The organism is Thioclava kandeliae (assembly GCF_040297545.1).
In the GTDB taxonomy this organism is placed as follows: domain Bacteria; phylum Pseudomonadota; class Alphaproteobacteria; order Rhodobacterales; family Rhodobacteraceae; genus Thioclava; species Thioclava kandeliae.
In genome coordinates, this window is sequence record NZ_JAYWLC010000008.1 from 37894 (window position 1) to 54829 (window position 16936).

A 16936-nucleotide genomic window follows, 5' to 3' on the forward strand; every position below is an offset into this window, starting at 1 on the left:
GCGGGCGGCGTCCTGACCCCGGAGGATTATACCCAACCGGTGGCGTAGAAGAGCGCGATAACAAGGAAGGAGGCCAACGTCTTCAGAACTGTCATCACGAAGATCGGACCATAAGCCTCGCGGTGGGTCATCCCTGTGACCGCCAGCAATGTAATGATCGCTCCGTTATGCGGAAGGGTATCCATACCCCCCGCAGCCATCGCGGCGACCCGGTGCAGAACCTCCATCGGGATGCCCGAGGCATTGGCCGCCGCCACGAACTGGTCGGCCATCGATCCGAGTGCAATGCTCAGACCTGCCGCTGCAGAGCCCGTGATCCCCGATAGGATATTGATCGTCACCGCCTCGTTCAGAAGAGGATTGGGAATCGCGCCAAGTGCGTTGGCCACCACCACAAAGCCCGGAAGCGCTGCGATGATCGCTCCGAAGCCGAATTCGGACGCCGTGTTCATCGTTGCCAGAAGCGCGCCCGCGATGGCCGGTTTGCTTGTTTCGGTGAAACGCCCCGCAAGCGGGCGGCGGGCGACCACCAGCACGAAGAGGATCGCCACGATCATTCCTGCCATCACCGACCAGATGCCGAGGTTTGACTTGACCGCGACCTCTGTGGCCTTCGCCATACCCGGAAGCTGGAGACTGAAGTTCTCGCCGTAAATCACCGGTAGCCAGCGCGTCAGGACGAAATTCACAACACCCACCAGCACCAGAGGCGCGATCGCGATCAACGGATGGAACAATGCCGTATCGTGAGACGCAGCCGGATCGGCATCGTCATGTGCGCCGTAGCCCTCGCCCGCCGCCTGCGCCTTGCGGCGGAGATGTTCCAGATATTGCCAGCCCAGCAGGAAGATGAACGCAGCTCCCAAGAGCCCCAGCACCGGTGCCGCCCAGCTGGTAGTGCCGAAAAAGGTGGTGGGGATGATGTTCTGGATCTGCGGCGAGCCGGGGAGTGCATCGATGGGATAGGTCATTGCGCCAAGCGCGATGGTTGCGGGCAAAAGCCGCTTGGGGATGCCCGCCGCACGGAAGGCCGCCGCGCCGAACGGGTAGATCGCGAAGACCACCACAAAGACCGATACACCGCCATAGGTCAGCAGTGTCGCCGTCAGCGCGATCACCGCAATCGAACGCTGCGCGCCGAAAAGCCGGATCATTGCCTGCACGATGGAGTGTGCGAAGCCCGATACTTCCATGAGTTTGCCGAAGATCGCGCCGAGCAGGAAGACCGGAAAATAGCTCTGCACGAAGCCCGCCATCTTTGCCATGAAGAGGCTCGAATAGGCGGGGGCCACGGCGGCAGGCAGGGTCAGAACAACCGCCGCCATCGCGAAGATAGGTGCAAACAGGATGACGCTATGGCCGCGATAGGCCGTGATGATCAGTCCGGCCAGGGCCGCCAATACGATCAGGACGCTCATGAGGGGATCCCTTATAGGATGGCTTTACAGGAGAGGCGCCCGGAAATGGCGCGTAAAAATATTCCCTCCGCCCGGAGGCGGCGGAGGGTCAGGGCAAGGTTTGGCCTGCGGCCGCGTAGAAGATCAGAATTCCTCGTAGGCGCGCATCACGTCGATGCTCTTGGTATAGGCGGAGCCGATCCCGATCAGCATGGCGGTGCCGGCAGCTGCCGCAACCTCCTCGGCTGTCGCACCCGCGCGCTTGGCCTGATAGACATGCGAGGCGATGCAGCCCTCGCAATGCAGCGCCACCGCCACGCCGATCGCGATCAGTTCGCGGGTCTTGGCGTCGATCGCGTCATTCTTGTGGCCTGCCTCGCGCACGGCGTTGAAGGCCTCGATGATTGTCGGATTGGCGTCCTTCAGAAGCGCCGAGTCTTTCTGGATGCCCTTGAGCATATCGGTCCATTGCGACATGTCTTGCTCTCTTTTCTATAGGTTATTCGGTTTCGGCCGGAAGATCGGGATGACTGCTCCACTCGCTCCACGAGCCAGGGTAAAGCCGCACGCCCTTCAGGCCCGCAAGTTCCAGCGACAGGAGGTTATGCGCCGCACTCACCCCCGAACCGCAGCTCGCAACCACCTGCGCCATCGGGCGATCGCCCAACACGGCCTGCCATTCCTCCCGCAGCGCCTCGGGCGATTTGAAAAGCCCCGAAGCATCGGTATTTTGCGAGAACGGCCGGTTCAGCGCCCCCGGAATATGCCCGCCACGCGGATCGGTGGTCTCATTGATCCCGTGATATTTCTCGGCCCCGCGCGCATCAACGGTGACAAAATCACCGCTTTCGAGGCTGGCTTTCACTGCCTCAAGATCGACAAAGCGGGTGTTATCGGGTTGCGCGCTTACCGTGGTCGGCGCGAATTCCGGCACCTCGGAGGTCAGAGGGAGCCCCGCCGCCTGCCATGCCTGCATCCCGCCATCCAGCACGGCAACCCTCTCGAAGCCGATCCAGCGCAGCATCCACCACATGCGGGCGGCGGCGGCATTGCCGCCACGGTCATAGCAGACCACCTGATCATCGCTGCGCAGCCCCGCCTGCCCCAGCCAATCCGCAAAAACCTGCGGGTCGGGCAGAGGGTTGCGGCCATTGCTCCCGCTCCGCGGCCCCGACAGAACGGTCTCCATCTGCGCATGCAGCGCATTGGGGATGTGGCTCTCGAGATAGGCGGCGTGGCCGGCTTGCGGGTCGCTCATCGAATGGGTGCAATCGAAGACGCGCCATTCGGGATGGGCGGCAAGCTCCTCCACCGATACAATCGTATTGCTCATTGCACCTCTCCCTTCACGGCCACCGGCAGATCATGGTTGCGGCCCCATTCGTCCCAGCTGCCGTCATAGACCTGCCAGTCATCGCGGCCCAGACGGTGCAGAGCGAGCGCCAGAATGCAGGCGGTCAACCCCGAGCCGCAGGAAATCGTGACCGGCTGATCCAGATCCAGCCCCGCCTCGCGGAACTTCGCGTCAATCTCTGCGTCAGGCAGGAAAGTGCGCGCCTGCGGGTCCAGAAGATTGGCCCAGTAGAGATTGAGGCTATTGGGGATATGGCCCGCCCGTGCGCCCGGATAGCGGTCGGTCTCGGTGCCTGCCCATCGCCCTGCGGTGCGGGCATCGATGATCTGCTGGCCCGCGTTGGACCGCTCAAGAACATCGGGCGCCAGTGCCAGAAGGTCGCGGCTCTCCCCCGATGCGAAGACCGTCGCGGAGCGTTCGACCACGCCCGTCTCGAGCGCGCCGCCTGCGGCCTTCCATGCCACCATGCCGCCATCGAGCACCGAGACATTGTCATAGCCGAACTGGCGGAACAGCCACCACACACGCGCTGCGCTATAGAGCCCGGGCACATCGTAGACGACGATATGCTGGCCCGCGGCTATGCCCAGCTTGCCGACCTCGTCGATGAAGCGCGCACGGCTCGGGATCTTGCGCGGGCGCGGATTATCGGGATCGGCAAGGATATCGAGATCGAAGAACAGCGCACCGGGAATATGCGCGGCGGCATATTCCTCCTTGGCGTTGCGACCGGTATCGGCCAGATGCACGGTGCCATCGACGATCACCACATTCGGATCGGCAAGATGGTCTTTCAACCAGTCCGCACTGACCACGGGGCCGGGATATGTCATTGTCAAACCTCTCCTTCCGTGGCGCTTAGCGCAGGGATTTGATGATGGCCGAGAAATCCTCGCCACCAAATCCGGCTTCGACGAATTTCTCGTAGATTTCGGTCACATGCGTCCCCAGCGGGGTGTTGGCCGAGACCGACCCTGCCGCCTCCTGCGCCAGACGCAGATCCTTGAGCAGCATGGTCGCCGCAGCCCCAGGTTTGTAATCGTTGTTCGACGGCGCGGTCGGCACGATGCCCGGCACGGGGCAATAGCTCGTCAGCGCCCAGCACTGGCCCGTCGATCCCGAAGCCACATCGAACATCGCCTGTGCCGAAAGACCCAGCTTCTCGGCCAGCGCGAATGCTTCGGAGACGGCGACGATATTCACACCCAAGATCATGTTGTTGCAGATCTTGGCCGCCTGCCCCGAGCCCGCCTCGCCGCAGCGCACCGATTTCTGGCCCATAACGGCCAGCACCGGCTCGATCCGCGCGAGCGCCTCCTCGGAGCCGCCCAGCATGAAGGTCAGCTTGGCCGCCTGTGCACCGGCAACACCGCCCGAGACCGGCGCATCGACGCTTTGCAGACCCGCCTGAGCAGCCATCTGGTGGATCTCGCGTGCGCTCATCACGTCGATAGTCGAGCTATCGGCGATCAGCGCACCCTTCTTGGCATGGGGCAGGATCTCGGCCCAGACGTCGCGCACGAAAGAGGCATCGGGCAACATGGTCAGGATGATGTCGGCACCAGCCACCGCCTCGACTGCGCTGTCAGCCAGAGCCACGCCATTCGCTTCGGCCTGTGCCCGCGCGCCTTGTGCGGGATCGTAGCCCGTTACCTTGTAGCCGGCCTTCACCAGATTGGACGACATCGCGCCGCCCATATTCCCCAGACCGATGAATGCGATAGTTTGATCTTCCATGATGCCTCCGGTCGTAACCTTTTAAATGCGGGCCTAAGCTGCCCGAACCACCCTTACGTGGCCTCGCGCGCTGTGCCGTTCTCCCATTCAAGTAAAGTATTGAATGAAGCATGGTCAATGTAATCGGGGCTCGACTTGACCTCGACCGGACAAATTAAGAAAATGCTCCCGTGTTTGGCTCGGAGAGTAGGAGATCGTCATGACGAAGGTCCATCCGCGGAATATGGTGTTCCACCGCATGGCGGAGATTTCCCGTGCCTTGGGCAATCCGCACCGGCTGGTGCTGTTGCAACTGGTCTCGCAAGGAGAGCGCAGCGTGGAAAGGCTGGCCGAACTGACGGGCCTGTCTATCGCCAATACCTCCCAGCATCTGCAATCGCTCAAGCGCAACGCATTGGTCGTCGGGCGGCGCAAGGGCAAGCATGTGCACTACCGGCTGGCCAGCGACCAGATCCTGACCGTGCTGCAATCGCTCTCGGTGTTGGCCGAGCAAAGCAGCGCGACCCTGCGCGAAGTTTTGTCGGATTACTTCCGCAATCTGGATGCGCTGGAACCTGTCTCGCGCGATGAATTGCAGATGCGGTTGCAGGACGGGGCAGTGACGGTGCTCGATGCCCGCCCCGAGGACGAATACGCGCTCGGCCATCTGCCCGGCGCGCTGAGCGTGCCCGATGAGACAATCGAGGCAATACTGGAAAAGCTGCCCCGCGATCAGGAAATCGTCGCCTATTGCCGCGGCACCTATTGCGTGTCGTCATTCCGGCTGGTGGCAAAGCTTAGGGCGATGGGGTACAACATCCGCCGTCTCGAGGAAGGCTTTGCCGAATGGCAGGCCGCAGGCTTCGATGTGGAGCGCCACGCCACGTCCTAGGCCCGCTCCGCCGCAGCGGCGACAGGGCAAGGCAACTTCTCAGACCAGCTGTTGCAGCCGCGCGGTCATCGCCGAAGCGATACTGTCGAGAATGCGTTCTGGCACCTCCTCGGGCAGCGCACCGTAGCTGCGCGCGATGGCGCCTTCGGCCCTGTCCCGCAGCTCTTCGCACAGGCTTGCGATCATCTCGCGCGAGAGGCCCGAGGCCAGTCCCGTCTCGATGATATGGCGTCCGACAATATCCTGGACCCGGTAATTGTTGGACCCTCCCCAGCGCATGGCCAGCCGGAACTCCTTGCGCTGGATCTGGCGGGTATCCACGCCGGGCTGCACGCTCAACACATCATAGAGCGGGGTCATCCGGAAGCGCCCGCCCGGTGCCAGCGCGAGGCTGAAATTCTTGGCATGCCCATCGGTCGCGCCCATCAGCCAGAAGAGCACATTGGCCCTGAAGAAATCCAGCCGGTCCTGTAGCGGCTGGTCACTGCCGCGCAAAAGCGCCATGATCTCGGCGATGCCCGGCCCGCCCTCGTTCTGGTATTTGCGCGAGGGCGGGATGGACAGCGCCTGGCACATATCCTCCTGCGGCAGCCGCAACAGCCGCCCGTCCCGCGCCCAACGCCTGTCGAAACGCTCGACCACCAGCACCTTCTGGTCCTCGAACCGCGCGATCCGCGTCTGGGCCACCGACAGCCCGAAAGCCTCCAGAAGGGTCAGGCACAGATGCTCGTTCTCGACGCTGTCCGACAGGTCCATTCCGTTGGGCAGGCGTCCGATCTGGGGCTTGAGGATATGGGTCGTGGGTGTGGTGCCATCGGGCTCGATCCATTGTCCGTTCTGGTACAGGAGCGCCGTCTTTTCCTGCGCACCCGCAATCGAGATGCGGAAGCCGCTTTCAGCGCGCAGCCCCAGTGGGGCGAGATCCAGATCGCGCAGACGGGCGGCGATCTGCGCCTCGTCCAGCACGGTGCCGCTGAGCCGGTCGAGCGCCTGCGGCGCCTCGCCCTCGGGCAGAAACTGCAACGCCCCTACGCAATCGCGCCCGATGGCCGACAAAAGCCCGTAGGTATCGGCGCCCTGCGCCCCCACCCGCTCGGCGACACGGCGACGGATCGGCTCGTAATCGGGCAGCAGGTTGTCGAACACCGCCAGCACCACCGCACCACTATAGCGGCCCTCGCGGAGCGGCAGCGAGAGCGAGACCGGAAAGCTATGCTCCCAATCGAGCCAGTCACGGCCATAGGCAAAATACACCGCTCCGCTTGCGGCGCGGGCAAGCTGGCCCACCTGACGCCCGTTGAGATAGACATCGAGCGGCACGAAATGGCGTTTGCGCCCCATCAGAACAGGTCCTCGAGATCGCCCGAGCGGCTACGGGGGGTGACCTGCAGCTCCAGATCCAGCACCGCCAGAATATCGAAAACCGTCTCCAGCGTCGGCACCACCGCCCCGCTTTCCAGCTTAGAGATCGTGGCCTGTCCGACATTGCTCAGAGTTGCGAGCTGGGTTTGTGTCAGGCCGCGCGCCTTGCGAGCAGCGCGGATCGCATGACCGATATCGGCGGGCGTGCGGGCCAATAGGGGACCGGGATGGGGCATCAGGCTCTCCTTTGGTCGAGAATATGCCCCAAAAGATATAAAATTTCAATATGTCCTCTAGCGTATAAAATAGAAATATATACCAGAGGACATATTTTGGAGTCCATTGGCCCGCTTGTCCCCCCTCAGTCGACAAGCGCCTCTTCGACAGGGGCGGGGGCCGCGGCGCAGGCCTGCACAAGGCGGGCCTCGGCGGCCTCGAGTTCCGCCACCCAATGCGCCAGCATCCAGTCCATCCGCCCCGTCGGCGCCTCATCGGCAAAGACCGTCTCGCAGAGCGAGGCCCCGAGCCGGAACCGTGCGGTCACGAGCTTGGCCAACGTCTCGGCTCCGCGCCCGTAATTGTTGGGCGCACCGCCGCGCGGGCTGCACATGCCGGAGAAATAGAGATTGTCCAGATTGGCCGCCAGAAGCCCGCCCACCTTACGGGCCGGGAAATCGCCGATATAGTCCAGAAGCCCTTCGGGCAGGAAGGGCACGGGGGCCAGATAGCCGGTCGCCCAGATCAGCGTGTCGACCTGCAGCGTGCTACCATCGACGAAGGTCACCTGCCTGCCCTCGAACCGCGCGATCTTGGGCACAGGCTTCACCCGCCCGCGCTGCGCCCAATAGGGAACCAGCGTGGAGAAGGTCGGGGGCCGCGCGCTCCAGTCCTCGTCGGCGGGCTGCGGGAAGCCGTAGGATTGCGGCTCGCCCACCGACATTTTCACCATCAGATGGTTCATCTCGTCGCCCGAGGTACCGGGGAAATGCGCGGGGAAGGTCAGATCTGCGCGCGGCGTGCCGAAGAAGGATTGCGGCACGAACCATGTGGGCCGGTTGAGCGACATATAGGCCTGCCGCCCCGAGGCGATGGCATCGGTGACCATATCACAGGCCGAATTGCCCGAGCCCACCACCAGCACGCTCTCGCCCTCCATATCCTGCGGGCTGCGATACTGCGAGGTATGCATCATCTTGCCGGTAAAGCGGCCCTCTACCTGCGGGATGCGCGGCGACCACAGATGGCCATGCGCCGCCACCACCGCATCGAAATGCTGGCGTGTGCCATCACCCAGCGTGATCTGCCAGCCTTTAGCGCCCTTCTCGACCGGCTCGGCCGAGACGACCTCACAATTGAAGCGGATATGCGGCAACAGGCCGGCCTTCTTGGCGACCGAGCGGATATAGTCGCGATATTGCTGGCCTGTAGGGAATTGCGCCGTGTCCTCGGGCATCGGATAGCCCTTGAAGGCGGTGGCCTTGCGCGAGGTCAGCAACTGCACAGAGTCGTAGACATTCGCCCAGACCCCGATCACATCGCCCGATTTCTCGAACGCCTGCACCTCGTAGCCCTCGGCCAGCAGCTCGCGGATCGCCACGAGACCGGTCACGCCAGAGCCGATTACACAGATACGTTGCGGTTTCTTGTCCATCATCTTCTCCAATCCGTAAAATGTTGCACCAAGGATCAGCTCATCAGCTCGCCGCCGGTGACCTTGATCGTTTCGCCCGTGACGAAGGGAGCGCCCTCGCGGCTGGCCAGGGTCCAGACCCATTGGCCGATCTCGTCGGGCTGGGCCACGCGCCCGAGCGGGATATGTTTCTCCGCCCCCACCATCCGACCGGTCGCGGCATTGCCGGGGGTGTTGACCCAACCGGGCGCGATCCCGTTGACGGTGATATCCGAGGCCGCCACAGTTGCCGCCAGAACCCGCGTCAGCGACACTACCGCGGCCTTGGAGGCGCTATAGACCAGCTGCCCGGTCGAGGCGGTAAACGCATCCGCCGAACTGATGGTGACGATCGCCCCTTTCGTGCCATGGGACTGCATTACCGAAATCGCTTCGGCCGCCACGTTCAATGTCCCCAATACATTGACACTCATGATCTTTGTGAATTTCTCTTCGGTGTAATCCGCCAGCGTGGTGGGCGGGAAGATCCCGGCGGCGGTCACGGCGGCATGCAGATCGGGCCCGATGCCTGCCTCCTTGATCGCCCGCGCCACTGCGGCACGATCGGCCACATCGACGACGGCGGTGATCAGACCGTCCTGCGGGGAGAGCGCGGCCAGACCCTCGGGTGAGAGGTCCATCGCCAGAACCCCCCAACCCGCCGCGATAAAGCGCCGCGCAAAGGCCTGCCCCATGCCACTGCCCGCGCCTGTGACGATAGTCCACTTCTTACCCATAGGCTTAACTCCGTTTTCCAAGATAGGCTTCGGTCATCATCGGGGCATCCGCCACGACCGAAGGGGCGCCTTCCAGCACGACATTTCCTGCGGCCAGCACATAGGCGTAATCGGCGACCTTCAGCGCCGCACGGGCATTCTGTTCGACGATAAAGACCGCTACTCCGCGGGCACGGATCTCCTCGATAATCTCGAAGACACGTTTGACCAGCGCGGGCGCCAGCCCCATGGAGGGCTCGTCCATGATCACCAGCTCGGGGTTGCGGATCAGCGCGCGCCCGAAAGCCACCATCTGCTGCTCGCCGCCCGAGAGCACTCCCGAGGGGCGGTGCAGGAGCTTGGCAAGCGGCGGAAACAGCTCGACCACCTTCTCGATATCGCGGGTCGAGGCGCCGCGTTTTGCGCCCGCCCATGCACCCAACTGGAGGTTTTCCAGCACGGTGAGCGAGGCGAACATCCGCCGGCCCTCGGGCACAACGCCGATCCCGCGTGACATACGTTTTGGGGTCTTATCGGCGGTCACCGCCTCGCCCTTCCACAGGATGCGCCCCTCGGTCACATCGGTGGTGCCCGAGATAGTTTTCATGGAGGTGGATTTTCCGGAGGCATTGCCCCCCAGAAGCGCCACGATCTGACCGGGATAGATGCGGTAGCCGACATTGCTCAGCGCGCGGAAGCGGCCATAATTCACGCTGACATTGTCAAGCTCGAGTAGCGGCACGTCCGAGACGGCCTCTGCAGTCTGGAAATTAGCCAAGGAATGCCTCCACCACGCGTTCATCTGCTTGGATCCGGGCCACCGGCCCATGGGTGATGATCTTGCCGCTGCTGAGCACATAGGTGCTGTCGCAGAGCTCGCTGATCACCTGCATCTTGTGCTCGACGAGGAGCATCGAGATTTTTCGGGTGTCATTGAGCGCACGCAGCTGGTCGGTCAGCTCCTCGGTCTCATGCGGATTCATCCCCGCCATCGGCTCATCGAGCAGGAGAAGTTCGGGCGCCGACATCAGCGCTCGCGCGATCTCGACCCGCCGGCGATTGGCGTAGGAGAGTGACAGAACCTGCTGGCCCGCGCGTGGCAAGAGCCGGTCCCCGAAAAGCGCCATGATCTCGTAGGCGCGCTCGCGCTGGCGGGCCAGTTCGCGCCGTGCCTGCGGGGTGCGCAGGATGCTGCCGGCAAAGCCCGAACCGTAATGGATATGGCCGCCCAGCAGGATATTCTGCTCGATCGTCAGTGTATCGAAGAGCCGGATCCCCTGAAAGATGCGCCCCAGCCCCGCCTTGGCGCGGCGATTGGCGGGGATGCCGCGCATCTCGCGCCCGCCGATCCGCACCTCACCCTCATAGGGGCCCTGATAGGCCCCTGAAATCACGTTGATAAAAGACGATTTCCCCGAGCCGTTCGGTCCGATCAACCCGATGATGCGGCCTTCGGGCACCGTCACGCTCACATCCTCGAGCGCCTTCACCCCGCCATAGGACAGCGAGAGGCCGGAGACGCTCAGCGCAGGAGTGTCTGTGGGAGTAGTATCAAACATCACTGCCTCATTTCTTGATCAGATTGGTGATCTTGGTCTTGCCCAGCAGCCCTTCGGGGCGGGTGGCCATGAGGATCACGATGAAGAGCCCCGCCAGAAGCTGGCGATATTCCTGCAAGGGACGCAGCACTTCGGGCACAAGGATGATGATGCACACCCCCAGGATCGAGCCGCTGATGCGCCCGAGCCCGCCGATCACCGCCATCTGGAAGATCAGCAGACTCGCCGAAACGTCAAAGCTCTTGAAGCCGACATAGCCCAGATTATAGCCCAGAAGCGCCCCCGAGAGCCCCGCAAGTGCCGAGCCTATGGCGAAGAAACAGATCTTGGGCGCAGCAGTGTTGATGCCCACCGAGGCGGCGGCCAGCTCGTCATCGCGGATCGCCTCCATCGTCAGGCCGAAACGGCTCGAGACGATCCGCTGCGTGGCCAGCAGGCTCAGAAGCACGATCCCCACCGTCCCGAAATAGAAGGCCGGGCCGATCCCCAGATCATAGCCGAAGAGGCGCATGGTCGGCACGCCGGTCAGCCCCGTGGCCCCGCCCGTGACGCTGCCCCATTGCAAGATCACGTCGATGACGATCAGGTTGAAACCCAGCGAGACAATGAAGAGATAGTCACCGCTGATCCGTAGCGCCGGAAAGCCCACCAGCGCACCGACCCCGCCCGAAATGACGATCGCCGCCAGAATGGTGATCGAGGCATCAAGGTTATAACGCACCGCCAGCACCGAGGAAGCGTAGGCGCCCACGCCCACAAAGGCCGCCTGACCCATCGCCAGAAGCCCCGCATTGCCGATGATCAGGTTCTGGCCCACCGCTGCGGGCACATAGATCACCGTCAGAAGCGCGGCCGCCTGCCAGATGGGCGAGAGCCCGAGCAGCGGGATCGCCAGCACGATGGCAAGCCCGATCACCCAGCCCGCGACCAGCGCGATGCGGCCCCTGGGCCAGGGCAGACTCCTCCCCTGCCCGATTGCTCCCGTATTTTCCATATTCGACACATTGCTCATGATGGCCTCCTCAGGGACGTTGCGCGATCTGCACACCCGCGATCCCCGTGGGACGCAGGAGCAGGAACAGGATCAGCAGCGAAAAGGTGACAGTATTGAGGAGCGCCGAGCTGACATAGCCCGTGACCATCGCCTGCACGACGCCCAGCAACAGCCCGCCCGCAAAGGCCCCCCAGACGCTCCCGATGCCGCCGATCACCGTGGCGGTGAAGGCATTGAGTGTGCCGGTAAAGCCCATCGTGATGGAGAGGGTGTTGTAATAGGCGCCATAGAGAATACCGCCCACCACGCCGAAGATCGCGCCCACCACATAGACGGTGACCACCACCCGATCGACCGGCACCCCCATCAGCTCGGCGGTCGCCAGATCATCCTTCACCGCGCGCATGGCGCGACCCAGATCGGTTTTGGTCGTGAGGAACCACAAGAGCCCGGCCATGGCCAGCCCGACCACTGCGACGACCAGCTGCAGCGGGCTCAGCACCACGGGACCGAGATGGAAGATGTCATCCTGCATCGGGAAGGGCATCGGGCGGATGCGCGAGGACCAGATCAACTGGGCGACATTCTCGATGATGAGCCCGATCCCCACGGCCGTAACCGTGGGCGCCATGCGGTTGCCGCGCACGGGCCGGTAGGCGAAGCGCTCGATGGCAATGGCCATTACCGCCCCCGTCAGGAGCCCAGCCACGATTGCCAGCCACAAGGGCGCGCCCCCCGCAATCAGCGAGGCGGTCACGAAGGTGCCGAACATATAGACATAGCCATGGGCGAAATTGATCTGCTGCAGAATGCCGTAGACCAGCGAATAGCCCACCGCGAGCATCGCATAGACGACACCGGCGGTCAGACCGTTCAGCATCTGGGTTGCAAGGAATTGCATCGGAAAACACCTCTCTGGGATGCGCGTCCATCGCGCATGGCAAAGCCGCTGGCCGGAAGCGGCCCGATTGGGGAAACTGGAGAAGATGCGCGGGACGGCACCCGCGCATATCGGGCGTCAGTCGGCGTGAAGCTCTTCGGTGCGGGTCTCATCGAAATCCCACGACCCGTTCTTGAGCTGCAGCACAACGAGCGCGCCACCGGTATTGTCGCCCGTCTCGTCGAAACGGATCGGGCCCATCGCACCGTCATATTTCGAGGCGAGAATTGCCGGCATCAGATCGGAGGTCTCGCCACCATTATCCTCGATCGCCTGTTTGAGCACATAGATATTGTCATAACCGGCCGCCGCCTGAACACCGGGCGTAGCATCGAAAGTCGCTTCATAGGCGCTCACAAAGGCTTGGTTCTGCGGGCTGGGATTGTGGACATCATAGACATTGGTCACCCAGGTGCCCTCTGCGGCCTTGCCTGCCAGATCGACATATTCGGGCACCTGTGTCTGGGCATTGGCCAGAAGCGGGATCTTCTCGCCGCCAAAGGCCCGCACAGACTGGCTGACCGCAGCACCCATATCGGCATAATAGCCCGCAAGAAACAGGGCATCGGGTTTGGCGGCCGCGACATTGGCCAGCAGCGAGGAGAAGTCATTGGTCGAGCCCGAGACATAGGTCTCGGAGGCCACGATCTCGCCGCCCGTTTTGGCCGCCGTATCCTTAGCGATATCAAGCAAGACCTGTCCGTAATCATCGCTGGGATAGAGCACGGCGAGCTTCTTGTATCCCAGCACATCGGTGCCGAGCTCGACACTGCCCGCGCCTTGCAGATCGTCATTGGGAATGATGCGCGCGAAATTGGCGAAGCCCTTTTTCGACAGGGCAGGTGAGCTGGCGGTCGCGGCAATGACCGGTAGCTTGACCCGTCCGAAGATCGGCATCTGTGCCAGCGTCGCCGAGCTGCAGACATTGCCTACCACCGCCACGATGGAGCGGTCCGAGATGATACGATTGGCCGCCGTGGCCGCCTGTGTGGGATCGCATTGGTCATCCAGCTCGGTCAGCTCGATCTGCTTGCCACCGATCCCGCCCGCCTTGTTGATCTCGTCGATGGCCAGATGCAGCCCGTTCATCGTTTCGATCCCGTAGGCCGCGGCCGGTCCGGTCAGGGGGGCGCTCGAGGCGATATGGATCGTGTCGGTATCGGCGGCGAACGCCTGACCCGTTGCCCAGACCACCATGACAGCGCCAAGCGCCGCGCGGGCCGAAGCTGTGGAACTGTGTCGCGTGAGTATCGGCAAAGAAATGTGGGACATCTTGTTTGCTTGCTCCTGTTGGGACATGGGCGGGACTATGACAACCATGTGCAAATTGATTTTTGGATCAGTAAATTGTCATCCGCTTCATAATTTTATGGGTAACATCAGGCGAATAAAGCACGATGCAGGACAAGTAAGCAGAAGCATAAACAGGTCTGTCAATAGTTTTGAAACTGACGAATTGCTGGAGAAAATCCGACAATATCTATTTTTCATGCGATTTTTAGTCTTTAAAACAAGGAAATTTTTCAGCTTGCGCCGGATTGATCAGAAGTGTTTTATTCATTGACTAAATATCTTTTGCTGATTTATGGGGCGATACCACCCCGCTCCAGAGAGGGAAGCCCGCAAAATGAGCAAGATGCTTTTTGGTACTGATACCCAGCCATCGGCAGAAATGGCCGTCGCGCTGGTCAATTCGTTGCCCGAACGCGGCGGGCAGGAAGGGCTGCCCGATAGCGAGTCGCTGCTGAGAATGGGGCGCGCGCTACAAATCTTCTATCAGCCCGATGGCTCACAGGCCGAGCTACTGGCCATGCGCAATCTGCGCCAGCGGCTCAATGAAATCATCCGTACCCCAGAGCTGCAACCGCGCATGGATATGCTCAACGAACTGTTCTTCTCTGCCTCGGCGATCCCGCAGATCGTGACCCACCCCGAGGATCCGACCCCGCATTTCCATTATACGCTGGAGGATGCGAGCTATATCGACCATATCAAGGCGATCACCACCTACGCACTGTCGCGCCTCATCATCATAGGGGAATGGGGACGGCTGCGCACCTGCGAAGGCCATGATTGCAACCGGCTGTTTCTGGATACGACCCGCAATGGCAAGCGGCTCTATTGCAACAGCAAGACCTGCGGCAACCGTATCCATTCGGCCCGCTATCGCAACCGTGCGACCTCCTGACAAGGCCGCCACCGAATAAGCGCGCCACCCCGGAAGGTGGCGCGACACGTCCTAGCGGAAGGGCGCGAAGAACAGATCCTTGACCTGATCGGGATTACAACTGGTGGCCACCTCGATCGGCGGACGCCCTGCCCCACGCCGCGTAGCGCCTGCCTCGGGCCCCTCCAGCGTCACCGCCAGAGGTGTCACTGTCAGCCCCAGAAGATCCGGCATCACCGCCGACATCAATGTCAACGGATCATGAAGCCCGCATCCGATCTGGCCACGGGATTTGTAGAACTCCAGATAGAAATGGCTCATCTCGCGCAGGAAGGCCCCGTGGGTGGGGTTGATCCCTTCGAGCGCCGCGAAATCAGCGGCATCGAGCAGCACCTTATTGGTCACATCCAGCCCGACCATGCGGATCTTCGCGCCGCTCTGCACCACGACATCCAGCGCATGGGGATCGTGATAGGTATTGGCCTCGGCCACGGGCGAGACATTGCCCGGCACATCGAGTGCCCCGCCCATGAACACGATCTCCGCCAGATTGCCGGCAAAACCGGGATCGAGCGCGATCGCATGGGCGATATTGGTGATCGGCCCGACAGGGCACAGGACCAGCTCGCCACGATATTCGCGCGCCATCCTGACCAGAAACTCCGGCGCGCTCTCGGAGATCGCTTTGCGCGACACGGTGATATCGGTAATATCGCCAAACCCTTCCGGCCCGTGCACATGCTGACTGGGCTCGATCGGCCCGTTCACCAACGGCTTGAAGGCCCCCTGCGCCACCGGTATATCGAGGCCCGCCCGCTCGACCAGATGCAGCGCGTTGCGGGTGGCCTGCTCGACCGTCACATTGCCAAAGACCGTTGTCAGCCCCAGCAACTCGATCCCGGGGTGCGCAGCGGCGTAAAGGATCGCCATCGCGTCATCAACGCCCGGGTCCGTATCGATAATCATCTTCATGTCTTCAATCCACATCCAGCATGTCGGGCCGAAGCCCGCTGTCCATCATCCAGCACATAGTCTAGGCGATACCGCGGCTCTTGGAAATCGCGGCGCGAAAAACGGGCCCTCTGGAGACCGGTGAGCGGGAGCGCAGGCCCGCCACGCACCGAAGTCTACGGTGTTCTGCAGCACGTTACCGGCAAGCGCCCATCTGTTCGCCCCCGTATCGACAGGAGCAACAGGCCTGCGCATCCGCCGCGGGTCGTCGACTGGCCGCACGGCATCACGGGGCCTTCGGAGACAACCCTGCGGCTTCGCTCCCGCTCGGACACGGGTTATAGTTGCAATAATGTATACCGAAATGACCAACACAGCGCATAACCAACCCCGCACAACACGCGCAAAAGACAGGCACAGCACAAATATAACGCTTAAAATTCGGATAACATTGCAAATACTATGTAAATTTTTATATTCGTGAAAATCGGATATGGAACGCCTTTTCCAACTAGGTATACTGAAACCAAAAGAGGTTTTCATGACTCCCCAGACCCAGCCCGAAAAACATCAACCACAGACGCGCGGATCGGAAATCTATGAAGGGCTGAAGGCGCGGCTCATCAGCCATGAGTTCCGGATGGGCGATCCCCTGCGCGAGGAGGATGTCGCAACATGGTTCGGCGCGAGCCGGGTTCCGGCACGGGATGCGCTCAAACGGCTCGAGAGCGAAGGGCTGGTCGAGCGCGTGGGGCGCAAATATGCCGTGCGCAACTACAGCTATGACGAGGTCGAGGTGACCTACCGGATCAGGGCGGCGCTCGAACATCTGGCAGTCGACCGGCTGGTGAAATCCGCGCGCGACGAGGACCTTGACCGGATCGCCCATGTTCTGGACCGGCAATCGGGAGCCCTCGCCAGCAGTTCACGCGCCGAATTCAGTGCACTCGATGCCGATTTCCACATGCTGATCGCGGAGCTTTCGCAAAATAGCATGCTCGTCGCCGAGACCCGCCGCGTGCTCGACAGGGTCCGTCTGATCCGTTCGAACGAGCTCGAACGCGATAACGGTCCGGCTGCAGCCCTTGCCGACCACCAGCGGATCTTTGCAGCACTCGCCCGTCGCGATGGCGCCACCGCCAAGGCCGAGCTCGACTTCCATTATGCAACCACCCTGCGGTTGCACGAAATCACCCCAACTCCCAAGGCCTGACCGGCA

General features: G+C 62.2%; 18 protein-coding genes. 3 read left to right on the forward strand and 15 right to left on the reverse strand.

What is annotated here, in order from left to right:
* Nucleotides 1-26: 26 nt before the first annotated feature.
* From VSX56_RS11360 to mmsB, 5 genes are all read right to left on the reverse strand, one after another.
* Entirely contained in the window at nucleotides 27-1418 is a 1392-nt protein-coding gene (locus tag VSX56_RS11360) for a GntP family permease (protein WP_349295004.1), read from the reverse strand.
* A 123-nt stretch (nucleotides 1419-1541) separates the two neighbouring features.
* A complete protein-coding gene (locus VSX56_RS11365; RefSeq protein ID WP_339115506.1) occupies nucleotides 1542-1874 on the reverse strand; it encodes a carboxymuconolactone decarboxylase family protein in 333 nt (110 codons plus the stop codon).
* A gap of 22 nt (nucleotides 1875-1896) precedes the next feature.
* The gene (locus tag VSX56_RS11370) at nucleotides 1897-2730 is read right to left on the reverse strand and encodes a sulfurtransferase (protein ID WP_350937167.1); all 834 of its coding nucleotides are present in this window, start codon (nucleotides 2728-2730) and stop codon (nucleotides 1897-1899) included.
* Nucleotides 2727-3584: a 3-mercaptopyruvate sulfurtransferase gene (gene sseA / locus VSX56_RS11375; RefSeq protein WP_350937169.1), complete on the reverse strand. Its 858-nt coding sequence runs from the start codon at nucleotides 3582-3584 to the stop codon at nucleotides 2727-2729. Before sseA ends, VSX56_RS11370 begins: the two co-directional genes overlap by 4 nt.
* Before the next feature lie 25 nt (nucleotides 3585-3609).
* Nucleotides 3610-4488 carry a 3-hydroxyisobutyrate dehydrogenase gene (gene mmsB, locus VSX56_RS11380; RefSeq protein WP_339115503.1) on the reverse strand — a complete coding sequence of 293 codons (879 nt, stop codon included), beginning with the start codon at nucleotides 4486-4488 and terminating at the stop codon, nucleotides 3610-3612.
* A gap of 199 nt (nucleotides 4489-4687) precedes the next feature.
* Here mmsB and VSX56_RS11385 point away from each other — a divergent pair, with 199 nt between their 5' ends.
* On the forward strand, nucleotides 4688-5359 hold the full coding sequence (locus VSX56_RS11385) for an ArsR/SmtB family transcription factor (protein ID WP_350937171.1): 672 nt from the start codon (nucleotides 4688-4690) through the stop codon (nucleotides 5357-5359).
* A 39-nt stretch (nucleotides 5360-5398) separates the two neighbouring features.
* On the opposite strand, the gene VSX56_RS11390 is transcribed toward VSX56_RS11385, so the two are convergent.
* The 9 genes from VSX56_RS11390 to VSX56_RS11430 form a co-directional block, all read right to left on the reverse strand.
* A complete protein-coding gene (locus VSX56_RS11390; protein ID WP_350937174.1) occupies nucleotides 5399-6700 on the reverse strand; it encodes a type II toxin-antitoxin system HipA family toxin in 1302 nt (433 codons plus the stop codon).
* A complete protein-coding gene (locus tag VSX56_RS11395) occupies nucleotides 6700-6957 on the reverse strand; it encodes a helix-turn-helix domain-containing protein (protein ID WP_350937176.1) in 258 nt (85 codons plus the stop codon). The genes VSX56_RS11390 and VSX56_RS11395 overlap by 1 nt, the downstream gene beginning before the upstream one ends.
* Before the next feature lie 125 nt (nucleotides 6958-7082).
* Nucleotides 7083-8375, reverse strand: a complete 1293-nt coding sequence (locus VSX56_RS11400; RefSeq protein WP_350937178.1) for a flavin-containing monooxygenase — start codon at nucleotides 8373-8375, stop codon at nucleotides 7083-7085.
* A 32-nt stretch (nucleotides 8376-8407) separates the two neighbouring features.
* Nucleotides 8408-9127 (reverse strand): SDR family NAD(P)-dependent oxidoreductase, encoded by a 720-nt coding sequence (locus VSX56_RS11405; RefSeq protein ID WP_349294999.1) that lies wholly within the window; start codon nucleotides 9125-9127, stop codon nucleotides 8408-8410.
* 4 nt (nucleotides 9128-9131) lie between these two features.
* Complete coding sequence (locus VSX56_RS11410; RefSeq protein WP_339115497.1) at nucleotides 9132-9884, reverse strand: ABC transporter ATP-binding protein; 753 nt, start codon at nucleotides 9882-9884, stop codon at nucleotides 9132-9134.
* A complete protein-coding gene (locus tag VSX56_RS11415) occupies nucleotides 9877-10665 on the reverse strand; it encodes an ABC transporter ATP-binding protein (protein ID WP_350937182.1) in 789 nt (262 codons plus the stop codon). The genes VSX56_RS11410 and VSX56_RS11415 overlap by 8 nt, the downstream gene beginning before the upstream one ends.
* Nucleotides 10666-10672: 7 nt before the next feature.
* Entirely contained in the window at nucleotides 10673-11677 is a 1005-nt protein-coding gene (locus tag VSX56_RS11420) for a branched-chain amino acid ABC transporter permease (protein WP_339115495.1), read from the reverse strand.
* 10 nt (nucleotides 11678-11687) lie between these two features.
* Nucleotides 11688-12560: a branched-chain amino acid ABC transporter permease gene (locus VSX56_RS11425; protein ID WP_339115494.1), complete on the reverse strand. Its 873-nt coding sequence runs from the start codon at nucleotides 12558-12560 to the stop codon at nucleotides 11688-11690.
* Between the two features lie 117 nt (nucleotides 12561-12677).
* Nucleotides 12678-13871 carry an ABC transporter substrate-binding protein gene (locus VSX56_RS11430; protein ID WP_350937185.1) on the reverse strand — a complete coding sequence of 398 codons (1194 nt, stop codon included), beginning with the start codon at nucleotides 13869-13871 and terminating at the stop codon, nucleotides 12678-12680.
* A gap of 355 nt (nucleotides 13872-14226) precedes the next feature.
* On the opposite strand from VSX56_RS11430, the gene VSX56_RS11435 reads away from it, so the two are divergent.
* Complete coding sequence (locus VSX56_RS11435) at nucleotides 14227-14787, forward strand: CGNR zinc finger domain-containing protein (protein ID WP_350937187.1); 561 nt, start codon at nucleotides 14227-14229, stop codon at nucleotides 14785-14787.
* A 51-nt stretch (nucleotides 14788-14838) separates the two neighbouring features.
* Here the strand turns inward: VSX56_RS11435 and VSX56_RS11440 are convergent, their stop codons facing one another.
* Entirely contained in the window at nucleotides 14839-15738 is a 900-nt protein-coding gene (locus VSX56_RS11440) for a nucleoside hydrolase (protein ID WP_350937190.1), read from the reverse strand.
* Between the two features lie 520 nt (nucleotides 15739-16258).
* On the opposite strand from VSX56_RS11440, the gene VSX56_RS11445 reads away from it, so the two are divergent.
* Nucleotides 16259-16930 (forward strand): GntR family transcriptional regulator, encoded by a 672-nt coding sequence (locus VSX56_RS11445; RefSeq protein WP_350937192.1) that lies wholly within the window; start codon nucleotides 16259-16261, stop codon nucleotides 16928-16930.
* Nucleotides 16931-16936: the final 6 nt, after the last annotated feature.